General features: G+C 54.0%; 17 protein-coding genes and 1 pseudogene. 5 read left to right on the top strand and 13 right to left on the bottom strand.

Going from position 1 to position 17,264, the window contains the following annotated elements; translation table 11 throughout:
* Positions 1-90: 90 nt before the first annotated feature.
* The 3 genes from H7F11_RS03605 to H7F11_RS03595 form a co-directional block, all read right to left on the bottom strand.
* A complete protein-coding gene (locus H7F11_RS03605; protein WP_193651876.1) occupies positions 91-1,518 on the bottom strand; it encodes an APC family permease in 1,428 nt (475 codons plus the stop codon).
* A 258-nt stretch (positions 1,519-1,776) separates the two neighbouring features.
* Positions 1,777-2,130 carry a transposase gene (locus H7F11_RS03600; protein ID WP_193649878.1) on the bottom strand — a complete coding sequence of 118 codons (354 nt, stop codon included), beginning with the start codon at positions 2,128-2,130 and terminating at the stop codon, positions 1,777-1,779.
* A complete protein-coding gene (locus H7F11_RS03595; protein WP_193649877.1) occupies positions 2,124-2,366 on the bottom strand; it encodes a hypothetical protein in 243 nt (80 codons plus the stop codon). Before H7F11_RS03595 ends, H7F11_RS03600 begins: the two co-directional genes overlap by 7 nt.
* 87 nt (positions 2,367-2,453) lie before the next feature.
* Between H7F11_RS03595 and tnpA the strand changes: the two genes are divergently transcribed.
* On the top strand, positions 2,454-2,837 hold the full coding sequence (gene tnpA / locus H7F11_RS03590; RefSeq protein ID WP_193649889.1) for an IS200/IS605 family transposase: 384 nt from the start codon (positions 2,454-2,456) through the stop codon (positions 2,835-2,837).
* Between the two features lie 151 nt (positions 2,838-2,988).
* Positions 2,989-4,695, top strand: coding sequence for an ATP-binding protein (locus H7F11_RS03585; RefSeq protein WP_193649876.1), 1,707 nt, complete (start codon positions 2,989-2,991; stop codon positions 4,693-4,695).
* Between the two features lie 457 nt (positions 4,696-5,152).
* Here the strand turns inward: H7F11_RS03585 and dndE are convergent, their stop codons facing one another.
* The 5 genes and pseudogenes from dndE to H7F11_RS03560 form a co-directional block, all read right to left on the bottom strand.
* Positions 5,153-5,527: a DNA sulfur modification protein DndE gene (gene dndE, locus H7F11_RS03580; protein ID WP_227485216.1), complete on the bottom strand. Its 375-nt coding sequence runs from the start codon at positions 5,525-5,527 to the stop codon at positions 5,153-5,155.
* Positions 5,514-7,508, bottom strand: a complete 1,995-nt coding sequence (gene dndD, locus H7F11_RS03575; RefSeq protein WP_193649874.1) for a DNA sulfur modification protein DndD — start codon at positions 7,506-7,508, stop codon at positions 5,514-5,516. Before dndD ends, dndE begins: the two co-directional genes overlap by 14 nt.
* 3 nt (positions 7,509-7,511) lie before the next feature.
* The gene (gene dndC, locus H7F11_RS03570; RefSeq protein WP_193649873.1) at positions 7,512-8,969 is read right to left on the bottom strand and encodes a DNA phosphorothioation system sulfurtransferase DndC; all 1,458 of its coding nucleotides are present in this window, start codon (positions 8,967-8,969) and stop codon (positions 7,512-7,514) included.
* Complete coding sequence (dndB, locus tag H7F11_RS03565) at positions 8,966-10,096, bottom strand: DNA sulfur modification protein DndB (protein WP_193649872.1); 1,131 nt, start codon at positions 10,094-10,096, stop codon at positions 8,966-8,968. The genes dndC and dndB overlap by 4 nt, the downstream gene beginning before the upstream one ends.
* A 294-nt stretch (positions 10,097-10,390) precedes the next feature.
* Positions 10,391-11,639, bottom strand: a pseudogene (locus H7F11_RS03560) (IS1380 family transposase).
* A 195-nt stretch (positions 11,640-11,834) separates the two neighbouring features.
* Here H7F11_RS03560 and arsH point away from each other — a divergent pair.
* From arsH to H7F11_RS03545, 3 genes are all read left to right on the top strand, one after another.
* Positions 11,835-12,548: an arsenical resistance protein ArsH gene (gene arsH / locus H7F11_RS03555; protein WP_193649870.1), complete on the top strand. Its 714-nt coding sequence runs from the start codon at positions 11,835-11,837 to the stop codon at positions 12,546-12,548.
* A 118-nt stretch (positions 12,549-12,666) separates the two neighbouring features.
* A complete protein-coding gene (trxB, locus tag H7F11_RS03550) occupies positions 12,667-13,635 on the top strand; it encodes a thioredoxin-disulfide reductase (RefSeq protein ID WP_193649869.1) in 969 nt (322 codons plus the stop codon).
* 3 nt (positions 13,636-13,638) lie between these two features.
* On the top strand, positions 13,639-14,235 hold the full coding sequence (locus tag H7F11_RS03545) for a Smr/MutS family protein (RefSeq protein WP_193649868.1): 597 nt from the start codon (positions 13,639-13,641) through the stop codon (positions 14,233-14,235).
* Here the strand turns inward: H7F11_RS03545 and H7F11_RS03540 are convergent.
* The 5 genes from H7F11_RS03540 to ispD form a co-directional block, all read right to left on the bottom strand.
* Entirely contained in the window at positions 14,223-14,429 is a 207-nt protein-coding gene (locus H7F11_RS03540; protein ID WP_193649867.1) for a CopZ family metallochaperone, read from the bottom strand. The genes H7F11_RS03545 and H7F11_RS03540 overlap by 13 nt on opposite strands.
* A 9-nt stretch (positions 14,430-14,438) precedes the next feature.
* The gene (locus tag H7F11_RS03535) at positions 14,439-14,918 is read right to left on the bottom strand and encodes a heavy metal-responsive transcriptional regulator (RefSeq protein WP_193649866.1); all 480 of its coding nucleotides are present in this window, start codon (positions 14,916-14,918) and stop codon (positions 14,439-14,441) included.
* Between the two features lie 69 nt (positions 14,919-14,987).
* The gene (gene truD / locus H7F11_RS03530) at positions 14,988-16,076 is read right to left on the bottom strand and encodes a tRNA pseudouridine(13) synthase TruD (RefSeq protein WP_193649865.1); all 1,089 of its coding nucleotides are present in this window, start codon (positions 16,074-16,076) and stop codon (positions 14,988-14,990) included.
* Complete coding sequence (gene ispF / locus H7F11_RS03525) at positions 16,069-16,548, bottom strand: 2-C-methyl-D-erythritol 2,4-cyclodiphosphate synthase (RefSeq protein WP_010641482.1); 480 nt, start codon at positions 16,546-16,548, stop codon at positions 16,069-16,071. The genes truD and ispF overlap by 8 nt, the downstream gene beginning before the upstream one ends.
* Positions 16,548-17,261: a 2-C-methyl-D-erythritol 4-phosphate cytidylyltransferase gene (gene ispD, locus H7F11_RS03520; RefSeq protein WP_193649864.1), complete on the bottom strand. Its 714-nt coding sequence runs from the start codon at positions 17,259-17,261 to the stop codon at positions 16,548-16,550. Before ispD ends, ispF begins: the two co-directional genes overlap by 1 nt.
* Positions 17,262-17,264: the final 3 nt, after the last annotated feature.

The following is a 17,264-nucleotide window of genomic DNA, read 5'->3' as shown; positions in this document are numbered from 1 at the left end:
ACGAGGCATACGCCAGTGTCAAGCTTCAGGAGCATAAGAAACACTTACAAATGGCGCTGTTAGCGCTTCATAATAAAGCATTCGGAGAACTCATTGCGGGTCGCGAACAGTACCCAGATGGTGACGATGATCGGGATGGATGCGGCCATGAATCCGGAACACGTAGGCCAGAACCAAAAGAGTAAAACCCAGCCAGGCGGCCAACGACCAGTCCAGTGGATAGGCCAGCGGGACAATGGATTCATATAACACCCACCAGAACAGACCGGTGGCTACGACCGGCAGGAGAAAATGATAGAACAGACGCGTGCTGGTTCCTTCGTGATCCGCATGGGCCAGACGCATCAAGGACACATTCATGAAGGTATGTGCGGTGACCAGGCCGAACAGGACCGCCGTGGTCAGAACATTAAAGCCATTACTGGACCCGAATACGGCGACGGCCAGCACCGCAACAACAATAGTCAGCCCGGTAATAACCGAGATGCTGCGTTGTGGAGCCCGGGTATTGCTGACCTGGGCAAAGCGTTCGGAAATCAGCGCATCGCGACCAATGGCAAACAGTACCCGGGAAGAGCTGTTCAGCAAGGCAAGACTATCGGCCATGGCACTATTAATGGCGAGAATGACCAGCGCCATGCCACCCACCGGGCCAAGATAACGCAGAAATACGGTCACACCCGGCGCGTCGGCATGAGCAAAACTCGCCATATCGGCGGGACCCCAGCCAACGGTCAAGGCGTAGGCAGAAAGCACCAGCGCTGCGCCCACCAGCGTCAAAGACAGTAATGCCGCCTTACCGATGAGCCTGCCCCGCTGGGTTCGGGGTCCGCGCACTTCCTCGCCGAGGGGCGTGTGGCTGCCTATCCCGATAAAACTGGTGATGGCGAAAATCATACCCATGGCCACGCCTTTGAAACCATCGGTCGGAATACTGAACGGGGCCAGAGGATGCACGGGTGCCGCTTTGACAATAATAATCATGGAGGCCACTACCAGAAACGCTACTTCCACAAAACTGGTAATGGCCACCACGCGAATACTGGGACGAATCCCGGAAATACTGAGTAACCACGGAATACCAATGAAAAACACAATAGATACCAACCAGAACCAGGCAGGCAAGGGATAACCCAGACTTTTTGCCAGCCCCGGCAGAAATACCCCACCCACATAAACCGGAATAGCAGCAACACTGAGCAACTGGTAGAACACCACCATGAAACCGGTCAGCAAGGCTGGTCTGGCCCCCAGACCAGCCGCCACATAGGCGTAGTATCCGCCGGCTGAAGCCCGATGCTTGCTGAGGTGATAAATAGTGTTCATTTCGATGAACATGAGCGCAAAGGCCCAGAAGTAGGACAGGGGTAGAGCCACCAGCGCAAAGGCCGCACCCGCCGTCATGAAGGCTACCACATCACAGGTGGGCGCCATACCGGAGATGCTCTGGCTGATCAGCCCCCAGAGACTGACCACATCCTCTTGCAGGGTTTCGGGAGCGGCGGATACTTTTTCCATGACTGACAACCTTTCTATTTGCAACTTTGTTGCATTATTGCCAAGCACAATCATTACTGTCAACTATGCGCTTTACCAAAAATTCCGCGATTGAATTGAGCGAGCGTGGTGAATGGGCTATTCAAGCTAGTTTTATTTCAGGTATGAAGCCCCATTTTGCGTTGTGTTGGGTGATGAAATCCCCTCTCAACTCGGCAGAAGACAGCCGTCTCCCGGCGTTGTATGTACTCGCCCCTGACTTCTGTGGATTCTTTGCTTTCAGCAGGAGACGGGATCGTGCATGCAGTGGTAGGCACGACTGCGGATGGCCGCAAAGTCGGCGGCCACATGCGCGGCAACCTTCAGCACCCATGCACCGGCATGGCGGACGATTCGGCTCGGTATTTGAAAGAGCCGCCAGCGCACCGTAGCGACCCGATGCCACTGCCAGCCCTCTCCCAGGGCAGAGCACTTGAACAGAACGAAGAGATTATGGGCGATGACCCCCAACCGGAAGAAAGCCGCGTTGGCTCTCTCCTGTCCACAAGGCATCCGTTCCATCCCGAAGCCGATTTTCAGCTCCTGGATGCCGTTCTCGGAATGTTCGCCCCGCTGGTGGTACCAGATCAGCACATCAGGTCTTCCAGACTGCGTCCACCTCCCGTCAGCATCAATATAAAGGGCAGGACGTGTTGTACCGCAGTATAACCCCGTTTGCTATCCGGCTTGGGCATTTCCTGTTCCAACCAGCGATGAAAACCCAGCCCCCGGATAAATTCTCCCCGAAGCACCAATCCCGCTTGCGCGGTCATGGGTTCTTCTGTTGCGGCGAGCTTGAAAGGAAACACGGTTCGTGCCATTTTTGTCATCGGGTCCTCCTGTAAATCTCCCGGTAGGTGATTCTTTTGGTTGAGACCATTATACCGGAGAACTATACAGTTCGGACCCTTCAAGCTATCTTCGCCTTACTCCATCGCGGATTCAGGGTAGTATTTATTCCGAAGTGCCGACGTAGGGTGTTGTACGGTCAGTTACGGAATGATCTTGGGGAGGTATTTCGGGCTTTGGCCCGGGAAGGGCATCTGATGGTAGACCATGTGCATATGCTGATTTCGATACCGCCGAAGTACGCTGTATCCAGTGTGGTGGGTTACATCAAGGGCAAGAGTGCGATCCATATTGCACGGACTTACGGTGAACGGAAGCGTAATTTCGTGGGCCAGCATTTTTGGGCGCGTGGGCATTTTGTATCGACGGTGGGTAGAGATAAGGCGATGATTCGGGATTATATTCGCCATCAGGAAAAAAAGGATGAACGAGTAGATCAGTTGAACATATGAAGCTGATCCGGGCCACCCAGTGGTGGCGCCAAAACTGAGGGGCCGCGTTAGCGTCCCCGTTTTAAGCCGCTTTGAGCGGCTCACGAACTAAAGCTCCCGGCTTTGCCGGGAGATATTTACTTAATAAACGCCAAGAATGGAAGACAAAACCATGACCGAAATTAAGCAAGAGATTGCCATACACGCAGCGCGCCTTTGTCAAGCGATAGCAAGGATTGGCTATGAACCTCAGACAGCACTACTGGACATCGTTGATAACGCTGTCACCGCCAGCGCGTCCGACATTCGCATTTCCCTTTACTTGGCCCCGGGGAAAACGCTAAAGAATCGAAACAGTGTCGCAACCTATCAGGTCATCGACAACGGCTATGGAATGACGAACGATGAGATCGTTGGCGCATTTGCACTCGGGGCCAACGGTAACTATCGCCCGCACAGCCTTTCTAAGTATGGGATGGGACTCAAGTCAGCAGGTCTATCCCTCGGTTCGAGGATTCACATAGTCAGCAAGAAGAATGGAGTGATATCACAGCGCCATACCTTTGACATCGATCTGGTCGAGCAGGAAAACAGATTCATCATTTCGTCATCGGACTTGCTTCCCGACATCTCCGAAAAATACACAAGTCTTTTGCCTGGAGAGTCTGGAACTGTCGTAGAAATTGATGGTTGCGAAAAAATCAATCACCAATCTCCGAGCACAACAGTAAGAAAACTCGAAGAGGAAATGGGCGTGATATACGCGAAATTTCTTACTGATCCGACCAACCCCGTAAGAATAGGAATAAGAGTCTGCGCAGGAGACGACGCTCCATTCAAAGAGATTACCCCGCTTGACATTCTCTTCCTTAATGAACCCAATGGTCACAAGACTTGGGATCCTGAAACTTATGATTTTGTAAGCCCATATCTCTTGCTCGACGAGAAATGGAAACCGGACTTGGCCGACGGAAAGACGACATCTCCGATTCGCCTCACCGTCGTTGCGTTTCCTCAGGATGCATTAGGAAAAGTAAATTCGCCTTTAACCCCAGCAGATAGGGAAAGAGTGAAGCAGTACGAAGTTAGTCGCAAGAATGCTGGTTTCTTTATTTATCGCAATGAACGCCTGATCCGTTGGGGCGATAGTCTTGGAATGCTATCTAAGGACGAATTCAATATCCGCATTCGCATGGATCTGACTGAAGAACACGACGACGTGTTGCACGTCGACGTAACAAAGCAGAGATTCGAGATTGACGATGAATTGCTCGGAAGGCTAAAAAGAATACTAGACGATCCGCGAACAGTTGCAAAGCTCATCATGAAGAAATGCCATGAGCTACTGCGGATGCCTAGTGGCCGTGAAGGAGAAAAATTTACGGATCTCTCTGCAAATGTTGCAGAGGACGATCCCGAAGAGATGGCACGGGGAACACCGCCGGACGCGGTTTTAGAGAGACAACAGGCGCAAGCTATTGAAGCCGATGAGGCCAAGGCCGCTACAACCGCCGCCGACGAAGGGGCTACAGCGAAGCTCGGCGAGCCCGCTTTTGCAAAGATTCGATACACAGACCATGTTGATTACCAGCGCTTCTGGACACCATATCGTGATGCGAAGGAAGGTGTTTTCGTCTGCGTAAACACAACACATCCCTTCTATACGGAGTTCCTGAAAGAACTAGCGGATAACGCCCCAGAACGCGTCCTCCTTGAAACTTTGATTTTCGCAGCCGGCGTGGCTGAGATTAATACGGTCGGCAACTTGTACGACGTTGGAATAGAGACCATAAAGGCCGTATTTGATCGTTTTCACCGCAACTATGGCACCTATCTAGCCAACTTTACCAGTGAAAATATAAACCTTCTTCAAGAATGATTGCGCTCGCCGGAACAGTATGGGGAAGTCCGAGAACATCCCATTTGTATGCAATTTTTAAGGGGCGATACGTGTACTTCGGTGAAACCGGCCATGTTCCCCCCGTGCGCTGGAAGAGCCATCTAACATCGCAAAATGACTTCCTAGGAAAACTATATGAGGTCGATGCTGAAGAGGCGAATTCAACCAGTCCAATCTTCTTTGTTGGAATATATATTCCATGTGCTGATTCGGAGCCGGAGTCAAAGCAGAAAATCGCAAGACGGGCAATCGAAGCAGAACTACACAAACGCTTTGAACTTGACCCAACTCAGGTAACACCAGCGCAAGCAGTCCTATCAAGTCCTCCTCCTTCACCTGTAAGACACTCGTTCTCGTTCAACAAGGGGGAGATCGCGGACAGCGTTTATAGGCTAATTGCTCAACAATACCAATCTTGGTTGATTGCAAACAGTGATCACTGTACCCCAACTGCAGCAGCCAGTTCGGCAAGCAGATCTTCTTCACGCCGGGCAACAAGATAGGAGAGCCCACGATGCACGTGAAGGAGAAAAGCCTGCCGAATTACGTCTTCAGAGATTCTCTTTCCCTCGGAGAGCAATCGAACAATCAACAGATTCGTGTAAAGTTCCTCCTGACCACCAGTCAGCGTGCGCCAATCGATTTCCAGTCCGCCGGAAAATGAAAAATTTTCATTCGGTGGCACGGATGGGTTTGCCAATGAAATACATAGAGCGTGTCGGCAAATGGCATTGTTGTGTTCAATGCCGGTACGACGCTTAATGGTGGCGAGCTGGTTACGTGCGGCGGAAGTAAGTTTAACGCGCTCCATCAACACCCCTCTCCTTGCCCAGGAAGTTGACTGTCGTTCGCCCCTCGCCGTCGTCGAAGTCCAGCGAGTACTCTGCATTGGTGAAAGGCTTGAGGGCATCGTAGGCGGAACCATCAACTTCTTGGTCCGTAGACAGCACAACGACCTGGTGCGAAACGGTAGCGAAGAATCGTTTGATCATTGCCGAGCGGTGCTGCTGATCCAGCCTGGCTAGCGGTGTATCCACCACCACCGGGAAGCGTCCTTTGCGTTCCTTGATCAATGCACTAAGCACCGAGATCGCCAGCAACTGCCTCTCTCCTGCTGACAGGCGATCCATGGGTAGCTCCTGTTGCTTGCTGTCCTTGATCGTCACTTGATAGCTCGAGGGGTCGACGACAACGCTCGCTATCAAATTCTTTTTCCGCAGCAGATCCCGAAACTCAGCTGTAATCACATCGGATAGCCATTGAGCCTTCGATGCCAGGAGCCGGTCTTTGAAAACAGAAAGTACCTTGCGAGCCCGGACCGACGCTTCCAAACTTTTCGCCTCTAGGGATCGATCGCGGAACTCAGTTCCCAAGCGTTCCTGAGCGGCGTTCAGACGCATACGAACATGAGCGAGGTTGCTTTGCGCCTCCTCCAACTGTTGGGTCAGGGCGGTAAGTTGGGCCTCGGCTGCAGCGGTCACTTTGCTTCGTTTACTGAGTACCGATAAGATATCGCCGATTTGCTCCTCTGCTGGAATCTCCCCAATACGCTGCTCAGTCCTGTCCAACTGGACTTGCGCAGCCTTTAAGGCATCCAACTCCCGCCGAACTTGGCTTCGACTCGACGTCAACTGACGTTCTACGTCTTTGGGAGGCGCATCGCGCAAATACGGTCCGCCCTTGTCACGATTTGCCGAGTACGCCTTTAGGTCCAGTGCCAAAGCATCCTTGAGTGCATCGATAGCAGATTTGGACAAATTTGCCGGCAACGCAGACAGCACCCGCCCATCTCGCTTCTTGAACTCCTGCTCAAGTAATTTTGAGTGTCGTGCATGTTGATCCCGCTCCCAAGCGTCAACGTAACTCGGCCAGAGAGATGTCAGCCAAGCGAGCGGCAATATCGGATCTGACATTGCGTCAGCTAGATTGGAGCGCGCTACGCTGACGGTCTTGCGGGTCACCTCGACGGCGTTCCGAATCGCCGCAGCTTGCTCATATGCCACAAGCCCCTTGCGCTGCGCCTCAACCGTATAACGATCCAACGCATTTTGAGCCTGGTCTGCAGCGTTTCGCGCAGAGGCCAGATCCTGTGTCAGATGCTGAATACGCATCTCCAGCTCACTCGCCTGGCTGTTCCAGGTGGCCACATTGGCGCGAGCCGCTTCAAATTCCTCTGAGACGTTCTTGTTCTTTAATGTCGTACGTCGCTCAAATGCCTTCAGATCATTACCGAGCGCCTCGATTCCACCGATACCCAGAAATACTTCAGTGGCTCGCTTGAGCAATTCAGGCAAGCGTTCGGGATTGGCTAATGCCTCGATCTTCTCGCCATCGAATAAGAACAATTGAACGAGTTCGGCGGGCAATATGGACTCGATAAATTCATCCCAAGTCTGAGAAAAATCAATGTCGAGACTACCATCCTCATATACGGAAATTTTCTCTTGCAATCCATCGGCCTTTGCAGGCCATTCGCGCCTTACCATTAACTGGCGGCGAGCGCCGCTTACTTCGACCACGATGCCAATTTCCACAATGCTATGGCCTTGAGCCTTATGGCGCTGCAAGCCAAGCAATAATTGCTCGTATTCAGTTCGCTTTAGCCATGGTAGTGCCTTCTGGCCGTAGAGACCGATCTGCAAAGCCGTTAGCAACGTCGTTTTGCCGCTGCCATTAAGTGCTTTCACGAGAATAACGGGCTTGCCTGCGCCAACACCGAGGTCAATGGTTTGTCGTTCTCGAAATGGCCCCAGGTTTTCGATAGAGACGTTTGTAATTGTTATCTTTGCCATGGATTACGCCATCAATGCCGTGGCGTCTGCTGCATCCCCATCCGAGTCATCGGCGGGACTGGATAACGCAAATTCAAGAGCTTCGTTTTCATTACGGAAGGCATAGTGCCTGAGCACCCCTTCCAGTCGATCCAAATGCTTGGATCGCTTATGGGCTTCTATCGACTGGAACTGCACCGCCAAAAGGCTGCGCGTCAGCTTGTAAAGCTCGTGCGCAGCCTCTGGCTCTGAATCCACTTCGGATGCCACTTGTTCCAGCATCGACAGGTCGGTGCGATCCAGCGGCGCCTGCTCAAGTTCTCGGCCCGGGTATGCAGTTTCGAAGACATCGGTGTAAATTTTTGGCACAAGGTCTTCAATCTCTCCCTTGCCCTCTACCCAGATACGGCGAATCTCATCCAACTCATCGATCGAGATCAGCTCGATCAGTTGAGTCCCCTGCTTCTGATCTGCATTGCGAACCAATCGCTGGGCAGTTAGAAGCTCTTTAAGCAGCTTCGCGCGATGTCCTTGTGTATAGGGACCATGAACAAGCTCGTCGCGGAACACGGTGAGACGACCGTTCATGCGTCGGAAATCACGATTAGACCGATCCTCCACTGCCAAGTGGTTGTTACGGAAATCCAGGATGGGTTGCATCCATTGTTTCTGTTCGTCGTTCTGAATCATGGCTTGCATGGACTTGTCCCGCGAGACCATGGTGCACACGTAGCAACCGAAGCGGCTGTCCCCACAACTGGCTGTCGATGTGTCCACCACAATCGGACATTCGGCATCTGGCGTCGCACCGCGATATATCCCGAATAGTTCCTGGTTATCGATTCCCCAAGGGTTTACGTTTGAAATCAAGAAGTTCCAGACAAAATCGCTCGTCCAACTTTCGATGGGTGGATAAACCCAGACGCGTGACAAACGAGGATCCTTGTTCCTACTCAGACGGTCACGTGTACTACCCTTGTACTGGTCCATGACCTTATCGCGCGCCTGGCTCTCGCCTCGCCGCTGCCCAAGCACCAGGATCGCCTCGCCATTCGACTCGGAGAGTTCTTGGATAAATTTGGTTGAGGCGCTGATCTTGAGCCGGTCCGTGCACCAGCGGAATTTGGGGCGCGGTGCGGGATAGCCTTTGCCAATCAGATTGACCCAGAAACGGTTCTCCATCGCCGGCGTCAAGCGGTGAGGGCGAATATCAAGTCCTTGTTGTTTGGCTGAGGTACCAATTCGAAGGAGCGAGGTCTCCACCCAAGCCGCGATAACTGGGTTCTCCACCAGAGTATCGGTACTGATGACATGAATGGGCTTGGTCCGCTGCTCAGCGGGCAAGCGGGCGATAGCAGTCCAAATCAACTGCAAGCAAGCCGTAGAGTCCTTGCCCCCGCTATAGCCAACGATCCAGGGCATCGGATCGGAGCAGTAGATTGCCTGGATCTCCTCGATGATCTGATCGGCGTTAATGCTCATTTTGATTTCCTTGCTACAGTCCGTGGCTGATGAGGGGCACGCGATGCGGCCCATGCTGCTTCTGCGCTCGATTCTTCGGGAGTAAGCGTCAGGCCGAGCACGCGCTTGATCTCGTTACACGTAAGGGTAATGTTCTGTCCAGATTTCGCCATAGAACCGCCAACCATGGCACGGCCTTCCCAAGTCTTTGCGTTCTGACGCGACCAGTCCACAGTGCGAAGCCGCTTAATACGTTTAGCCCGTTCTGCTGCGGGCAGTTGATACAGCGCACGCCCCGCTCGCCCAAGCGCTTGAAGCACGATGGCATGTGAATGGATGAAATCTCGACGCACATCGCCGGAGGTCATTTTCGATTCGCGCACATAAGTCCATTCAGGAATCTGCTCGCCAACCAGTTTCCAAAACTCCAGGCACATCTGACTCGCCGACTGGAAGTCTTCCAATTCCTTCTCCGAGAGGAATTCGGTGGTCGCGAAATGCACCGCGCTCAAGGTGAACAAACTTCTCGACCTCGGCGAGAGCGAGGAGCGCTCGGCCTCGATCAATCCCTTGAAAACATTTGAGGTGAAACTCAGGTGTCGCGCAAGATTGGCTGCAGCGCTGCGGTGGTCATACAAGATACCGAGTGACGCCGACGGTTTCACGGCGTGGCGATTGAGGTCCGCGAACATTTGCTGGCAGCGCTCAAGTCCGCGATCGACGAAAAACACCACGGCGATGGTTTCTTCGCCAAGCTCTGGAGCCGCATCAAGTGCCTGCAAGATTGCAGCGCGCCGGTGTTGCCCATCATTGACGATGAACTTGGCATGCATTGAAACGGTAAGCGATCCCATACGGAAATTGGTTGGACCGTCCGCATCAATAGGATCAAATTTGACTTCGCCGTCGACCGATACTGTGATGGCGGAGAAGGTGTAGCTATTGGGGTTCTCTACGATATAGCGAGCTATCTCCGGTACACGTGCTTTGTTCAGCGTTCGTTGAGCCCGGAGTTCCGGTACGAGCTCTTCGTCGTCGAAGATAAAGAACCGGCGCAATAGCTGTAGCGGGCACATCGAAACGTAGTATTCGCGCCCCGCTTGCACCCCACGTATCGCCGGAAAAATATAGGTAAAAGCATTTATCATAATGAGGTACTATTCTATCATGTTTGCATGGAAACATACAAACATAAATGTGTCCCAAATTCCGCAATTGATCTCTGAGGCTAGCCTATGAGTTTCGCGGGACAGGTATGCGAGGGATGTTTTGGTCCGGAATTACGTCGCTCTCGGGCGAATCTTCATTTGTTCGGTGGTTTTTCATTCGATTGCAGGCGTCATACAGACACCAATGCGCAGCGCTACCGCGCCGAGGGCGTTCAATGAGACTGAGGACGGCGGCAAGGTGCGTTTTCAGGGAGTCCGTTCGTGGAGGATGGCCTAACCACGCGCACGAATGTGCGCAAAGTCTTCGGCAAAGGGGACGGCCACCTTCAGGACCCAGGCACCGGCATGGCGAATGAACCGGCCCGGCACCTGGAACAAGCGCCAACGCACGGTGGCGATGCGATGGCGCTGCCAGCCTTCGCCGAGGGCCGCATGTTTGAAGAGCACGAAGAGGTTGTGTGCAATGACCCCAATCCGGAAGAAGGCGGCATTGGCGCTCTACTGACAGCAAGGTATGCGCTCCATGCCAAAGCCGATTTTCAGCTCCTTGATGCCGTTCTCGGAATATTCGCCCCGCTGGCGGTACCAGATCAGCACATCCGCCGCACCCCCCGTGCGGTTGCTGGCAATGACGTGGTAACGGGGCCGATCTTCCAGCAGATCCGCATGATGCGGATAGCGCACGACGATGAGCCGAAAAGCTTTGTCGGTCTGTTCCATGCTGTGCACCGTCTCCGCCACAACGCAGTCCGCGTAGCGGGTCCAGGCGGACTCGGGAATCGCGGCGATGACCGCTAGGGTCTGGGCATCCCCTGCCACCGATCGCGAAAGTCTTGCCGGTCTGCTCGCAGTAGTTGAAGAGATCGGCCTGATAGCTGGCAGAATCCGCGCGGGTCGCCGCGAGGCGATGGCCTTTCGGTAGCCGCGCCTCACAGGCTTGGATGTAGTCAAGGTTGGCGCCGACCGGGGCGGCATTCCCTGCCCGGAAATTGTCATGAATCACAACCCCGGCTTCCGCCAGATGTCCCACCATGGGCATGTAGCCGCGCTCGCCCTTATAGGTCCAGACCGCATCTCTTTTCTCTGCGACGATCTGGGTGGCGTCGATATCCGAGGTGTGCTCCCAGCGCTTCAGCCTGCGCAAATGCCAAGCGACAATCCGGCGATTCACCGCATCCAGGCCCGCCAGTCCGGCGCCTTCTCCCGTGCGGCGCAGCCAGGCACCCGCAGCATCCGTGCTGGGCAAAGCCTTCAGATGCAGCAGACGGCGGAGGCCTTGGTCCGCATGAATCATGCACAGGTCCCCCAGAGAACGGCCACCGCCGGTCAACATCAAGAGCAGCGGCAACACCTGTTGCGTCGGCCCATAACCCCGCTTGCTGCCCGGCTTGGGCATTTCCTGTTCCAACCAGCGATGCACACCCAATCCCTGAATAAATTCGCCATGGAAAACGAGTCCAGATTGCGCCGTCATAGACTCTTCTGTTGCCGCCAGACTGAAAGGAAGCATGGTTCGTGCCATTTTTGTCATCGGGCCCTTCAACCTGTCTTCGCCTTACTCCATCGCGGAATTCGGGTTTACGCACGCCCAAAAGCCATCAAAACAAACCCGCGAATAATACTTGTAGTATTGACAAATAGCCGACACTCATCAACACTGCTTACAAAATGTGTAGGCATTTATCATTTGCCGAGCTGTTCATCATGGAGAACTGTTGTGTCTGATGATCTTCCCAACATCACCGAGAGCCTGCTGCAGCAACCGGATATAAACCGTCTGACCGGTACTGCGGCCACTCAACATCCGCCTCGTATATTGCTGCTCTATGGCTCCAATCGGGAAAAATCCTACAGCCGGCTGCTGACCCTGGAAGCAGAGCGACTATTACGCCATTTTGGGGCGGACACGCGGGTATTTCATCCCAGTGGCTTACCGCTGCCCGATGATGCGCCCGCAACCCACCCCAAAGTCATTGAGTTGCGGGAGCTGGTAGAATGGTCGGAAGGGCAGGTTTGGTGTTCACCCGAACGGCATGGCGCAATGACCGGAGTATTCAAGTCACAAATCGACTGGATTCCGCTGAACTCCGGAGCAGTAAGACCGAGCCAGGGGAAAACTCTGGCGGTGCTGCAGGTTTGCGGAGGCTCACAATCCTTTAACACCGTTAATCAGATGCGCATTTTAGGGCGCTGGATGCGCATGATCACCATACCGAATCAGTCCTCGGTGCCCAAAGCCTTTCTGGAGTTCGATGAGGCAGGACGCATGAAACCCTCTGCCTACTATGACCGGGTGGTGGATGTAATGGAAGAATTGATGAAATTCACCTTACTGACGCGAGGTCAAAGTGATTACCTGACAGACCGATATTCCGAACGCAAGGAATCTGCTGAGGAGTTATCGCGAAGAGTGAATCAGAAAGAAATATAAATGATGAAAACGGCCCGCAACCGATAACAGCGTGGCGGGATAAATTCACCCTGCATTTGTTACAGGCCTTCCCGGTTGATGTTAAACTGAATCCACACCCTGACTGATGAGGACCCCGATGAGCGACTCCAAAAGCATCATTGATAGCAAACACGCCCGATTAATGATTCTGGGTTCAGGCCCCGGTGGCTACACGGCTGCCATTTACGCAGCGCGGGCCAATCTCCAACCCCTGCTGGTGCAAGGGATGGAGCCTGGTGGTCAATTAATGACAACGACCGATGTAGACAACTGGCCTGGTGCTGCAGAGGGCATCATGGGTCCGGAACTGATGCAGGAACTGGAAAAACAGGCACGGCGCTTTGATACGGAAATGGTGTTTGATCATATTCATAAGGCCGACCTGAGCCAGCGACCCTTCCAACTCAGTGGGGATCAACACAATTACACCTGTGATGCCCTGATTCTGGCGACTGGGGCCTCAGCCAAATATCTGGGTCTGCCCAGCGAAGAAAAATTTCGCGGCAAAGGCGTTTCAGCTTGCGCCACCTGCGACGGCTTTTTCTATCGCAATCAGGATGTCGCAGTCATCGGCGGTGGTAATACAGCCGTCGAAGAAGCTCTTTATCTGAGCAATATTGTCAAGCATGTCACGGTAGTACATCGCCGCAACAAGTTTCGTGCCGAAAAAATCCTGCAGGACAAGCTGATGGCCAAGGAAAACGTGACCATCATCTGGGATCATGCCGTAGATGAAGTACTGGGGGACCAGTCGGGCGTCACCGGACTGCGGATCAAGCATATAGAAAACGGTAATACCCAGGACCTAGCTTTGATGGGGGTATTTATTGCCATTGGCCATAAACCCAACACCGACATATTCAAGGGACAACTGGAAATGGATGCAGGTGGTTATCTGATTACCCGTGGCGGGCGCGACGGGATGGCCACAGCAACCAGCATTGAAGGCGTTTTTGCCGCCGGTGATGTCCAGGATTATGTGTACCGGCAAGCGGTCACCAGTGCCGGAACGGGCTGCATGGCGGCTCTGGACGCAGAGCGCTGGCTGGAGCAACAGGAGGATTGAAGCATGAGACGGCGGCGACCACCCAAGACAACACCGGTATCGCTCGCCGTCCATCCTGCTGAAAAGGCTTGCTTTGAAGAAGCCATGGCAGATGTAAAACGCTTTCCGGCGCCGCCCATCCCCGCACGACCCAGCCCCCCGGCACCTTTGCCCCTGCAACGGCAAAAAGACGAACTGGCCGTGCGGACGGCGCTCAGTCGCACGCTAAACAGCGACGAAATCCTGGAAGCAGGAGATGAATGGCTTTATTTGCAGCAGGGGCAGTCTCCTGCTCTCCTCAGGGATTTACGCAAAGGGCGTTTCCGGATCCAGTCCAGACTGGATTTACATGGTTGCACGGTTGAAGAGGCCCGACTCGAACTGGCGGCCTTTTTACACGAAGCCCAGCAGTGGCGCTGGAATTGCGTGTGCATTGTGCATGGTAAAGGGTTGGGCTCCCCGGGACGCATACCGGTACTGAAAAGACTGGTAGGTGGCTGGCTGATGAAGCACCAGGAGGTTCTGGCTTTTGCTCAGGCCCGCCCCGGGGAAGGCGGGGGCGGGGCCTTGCAGGTATTACTCGGCTGGCGCCGCCACCGACATCGCAATTATCGGACTTGAGCCGTATAGCCTTCGCTTTCAATGGCCTGAACTAAAGCCTCAGCATCCATGGAGTCACCCTCCACGGTAGCGCTGTTAGCGTCAAGATGTACTGCAACAGTCTGCACTCCGGGTACCACCCGAAGTGCCTTATCTACAGCAGCTACACAGTGATTGCAGGTCATTCCCTGAACAGACAATTCAATCAGTGCCATATGCTTTACTCAACGCTGGGCAACGCTACGCGGTGCGGAAGGATCCCGACTCACATCCCAGCGCCGGCGAACAGCCATATCCCCTTCCGCCTCGGCCAGGGAGGCCAGAATAGGGCAATTGTCTACTGAACCATGGCCGGGGCAACGCTCTGCCTGGATAGCCAGAGCGCTACGCATTCTCTGCAGATCTGCAATTTTGAAATCAATCTCTGCAATTTTCTGTTCTGTCAGCGCCTTCACATCACCCATGTCATTTTCGGCGCTGCTGCTGATGTCCAGCAACTCTTTCACCTCAGTCAGGGAAAACCCCAGATTCTGGGCACGGCGGATAAAGCGCAGACGCGACTCGGCGTGACTATCATAAAGACGATAATTGGATTGGGTGCGCTGTACCGGCTGAATCAAGCCAATACGCTCGTAGTAACGCAATGTTTCTGCAGCCAGCCCAGCTTCACGGGCCAAGCGGCCTATTGTTACAGGTGTATCCATCTTGTCTCCCTCCTTATATTGACTGAATTTTCACGCTCCACACGTAATAGTGTCCTCATTCTAAAGCATCTAGTCAACACAAAGGTCAAGCCTATCGGCGCGAACTTGCTCATGGCCCAGTAATGCTTCAATACAACTGGTTGCAAATACGCCCGCAGGTAGCGAAAACTCCAGAATCAGGGTGCTGGCATCCTGCCAGTAGTATTGCAGCGAATCCGGACGCGCACGCAGGGCGCGGCGGGCAGCGTCCACGTCCTGCGCGGCTAATTGTTGTGGCCAATGACGGATATTACCCAAAGTCTCTGACTCCTCGGGCAAGGCATCCAGGGCCTGCTTTTCTACGAGGGCAGCCTGATTTTCAGGAGAGAGCCCGCCCCGGCCCGGCAGGGGTCCACTGGGGTGCACATCCCACTCTGCAGCACGCTGCTGCAAGCTCTCCTGCTCATTAGCCTGGGCCAGAAAAATGCTGTGCGAACCATTTAATTGCACAATTTCTCCCGCCAAGAGAACATTCCAGTTATTTTGGCGTACCCGTTCGGCCAGTACCTGATTAAAAAGTGCAGAGCGCGCCGCTGACAGCAGCAGGCCACGTTGATGACGATCCATTTTGCGCGCTGTACCGGACAACAGGCGACTGACCTCCTGCAAATTACGGTGGCCAAAGCGTTGCGCTCCAAAATAATTGGGAAAGCCCGTTTTTTGCAAATGCTGCAAACGCGTCTCCCACAAAGCTGGTTCGCCCTGACAATGGCGCAAAACCAGGCGAAAATGATTTCCCTTGAGCACCCCCCTGCGGAGCTTGCGGTCATGGCGGGTCATCTCCAGAAAATGGAGATTTTCACTTTCCAGGCTCAGCCAATCCGGCGTTGTCCCGGCTTGTACCGGCACGGAAAAACCCTGTCGGGTAATGGCGTGCCGATCTTTCATTCCCGCATAACCCACATCACGCACGGGGATGCTGGCAAGTTGTGCCAGCCGTTTGGCTACTTCCTGGGTATTCAGTCCGCGCTTTTCAATGAAAAACCAGTAATGCGACCCCGTACCGGAAGGCGTAAAAGGCAGCATTTCCGTAACCTGAAAATCCTCTTCCGTCGATTTGAGTTCGGCTTCCAGCAGGACATCCACATGCGGATAAATGCGTGGGAATAATTCAGACATGTTGAATCAGGGTCACGGCGTGGGCAGCGATTCCTTCACCCCGACCAGCATAACCCAGCTGCTCAGTCGTCGTCGCCTTGATGTTGACCGCATCCTCAGAAACCTGCAGATCTTCGGCAATGTGCGCGCGCATTTGCGGTATATGGCTCGCAAGTTTGGGTCGCTGACAAACAATAGTGGCATCCACATTCCCGACCGAAAAGCCCTTTTCCTGAATCAAAGCATGACAATGCCGGAGCAAAAGACGGGAATCGGCGCCGGCAAAACGTGCATCCGTGTCGGGAAAATGGCGGCCAATATCTCCCAATGCTGCGGCACCCAGCAAGGCGTCACAAATGGCGTGCAGCAAGACGTCCGCATCGGAGTGCCCGGCCAGACCCCGCTCATAGGGAATCTTGACCCCTCCGAGTATCAACAGGCGCTCGGGAACCAGAGCATGCACATCAAAACCATGACCAATACGCAGCTGCATCATTTCTCCTCGTCACGGGCCGACAGGATGGCTGCGGCCAAAGCCAGATCATCTCCCAGGGTAATCTTGATATTATCCCCATGCCCCTGAATCAGACGCGGACGCCAACCCTGAAGCTCCATCGCCGAAGCTTCATCGGTAATGGGCATTGCGGCACCCTGCGCAGATTGCAGAGCTGCAAGCAATGCTGCCAGGGGGAAAGCCTGAGGCGTTAAAGCCCGCCATAACCCTTCCCGATCCACCGTACCCAGGGAAAGGCCGTCTTTTTCGCGCTTGAGGGTGTCGGCAACCGGAATTCCCAGCAATGCCCCCTGCGGTGATTCTCTCAGACTATCCAGCAAATTGCCCAGGTCTTCGGCGCGCAAACAGGGTCGTGCAGCATCATGTACCAGCACCCAGTCCTTATCGGCAGCACTGGCTTTCCGCAAGGCCTCCAAACCGCGACGCACGGAATCAGCACGTTGCTTCCCGCCTCTTACAGGGGCCAAAGGCAACACCAAATCATCGCCCAACAAGTCCCGCCAGGCTCCGCTTTCCAGATCCTCACCCGGCAACACCAACTGCACTCCGGATATCCGCTTTTCGTGCAGAAAAATGTTCAGGGTATGCGCAAGAACAGGCTGCCCGCGCAGCAAAACATATTGTTTAGCCTGGGTTCCACCAAAACGTTGGCCCCGCCCTCCGGCTGGAATAATGACCCAGATCCGCTCCATCAA

It is taken from the genome of Acidithiobacillus sp. HP-2 (assembly GCF_015100155.1).
GTDB lineage: Bacteria > Pseudomonadota > Gammaproteobacteria > Acidithiobacillales > Acidithiobacillaceae > Acidithiobacillus.
This window is presented reverse-complemented; position numbering and strand designations above follow the sequence as displayed.

Coding starts and splice junctions, on each gene's coding strand:
- H7F11_RS03605 (WP_193651876.1), bottom strand. CDS start 1,518: ATGGAAAAAGTATCCGCCGCTCCCGAAACCCTGCAAGAGGATGTGGTC.
- H7F11_RS03595 (WP_193649877.1), bottom strand. CDS start 2,366: ATGACAAAAATGGCACGAACCGTGTTTCCTTTCAAGCTCGCCGCAACA.
- H7F11_RS03585 (WP_193649876.1), top strand. CDS start 2,989: ATGACCGAAATTAAGCAAGAGATTGCCATACACGCAGCGCGCCTTTGT.
- dndE (WP_227485216.1), bottom strand. CDS start 5,527: ATGGAGCGCGTTAAACTTACTTCCGCCGCACGTAACCAGCTCGCCACC.
- dndD (WP_193649874.1), bottom strand. CDS start 7,508: ATGGCAAAGATAACAATTACAAACGTCTCTATCGAAAACCTGGGGCCA.
- dndC (WP_193649873.1), bottom strand. CDS start 8,969: ATGAGCATTAACGCCGATCAGATCATCGAGGAGATCCAGGCAATCTAC.
- dndB (WP_193649872.1), bottom strand. CDS start 10,096: ATGATAAATGCTTTTACCTATATTTTTCCGGCGATACGTGGGGTGCAA.
- trxB (WP_193649869.1), top strand. CDS start 12,667: ATGAGCGACTCCAAAAGCATCATTGATAGCAAACACGCCCGATTAATG.
- H7F11_RS03545 (WP_193649868.1), top strand. CDS start 13,639: ATGAGACGGCGGCGACCACCCAAGACAACACCGGTATCGCTCGCCGTC.
- H7F11_RS03540 (WP_193649867.1), bottom strand. CDS start 14,429: ATGGCACTGATTGAATTGTCTGTTCAGGGAATGACCTGCAATCACTGT.
- H7F11_RS03535 (WP_193649866.1), bottom strand. CDS start 14,918: ATGGATACACCTGTAACAATAGGCCGCTTGGCCCGTGAAGCTGGGCTG.
- truD (WP_193649865.1), bottom strand. CDS start 16,076: ATGTCTGAATTATTCCCACGCATTTATCCGCATGTGGATGTCCTGCTG.
- ispF (WP_010641482.1), bottom strand. CDS start 16,548: ATGCAGCTGCGTATTGGTCATGGTTTTGATGTGCATGCTCTGGTTCCC.
- ispD (WP_193649864.1), bottom strand. CDS start 17,261: ATGGAGCGGATCTGGGTCATTATTCCAGCCGGAGGGCGGGGCCAACGT.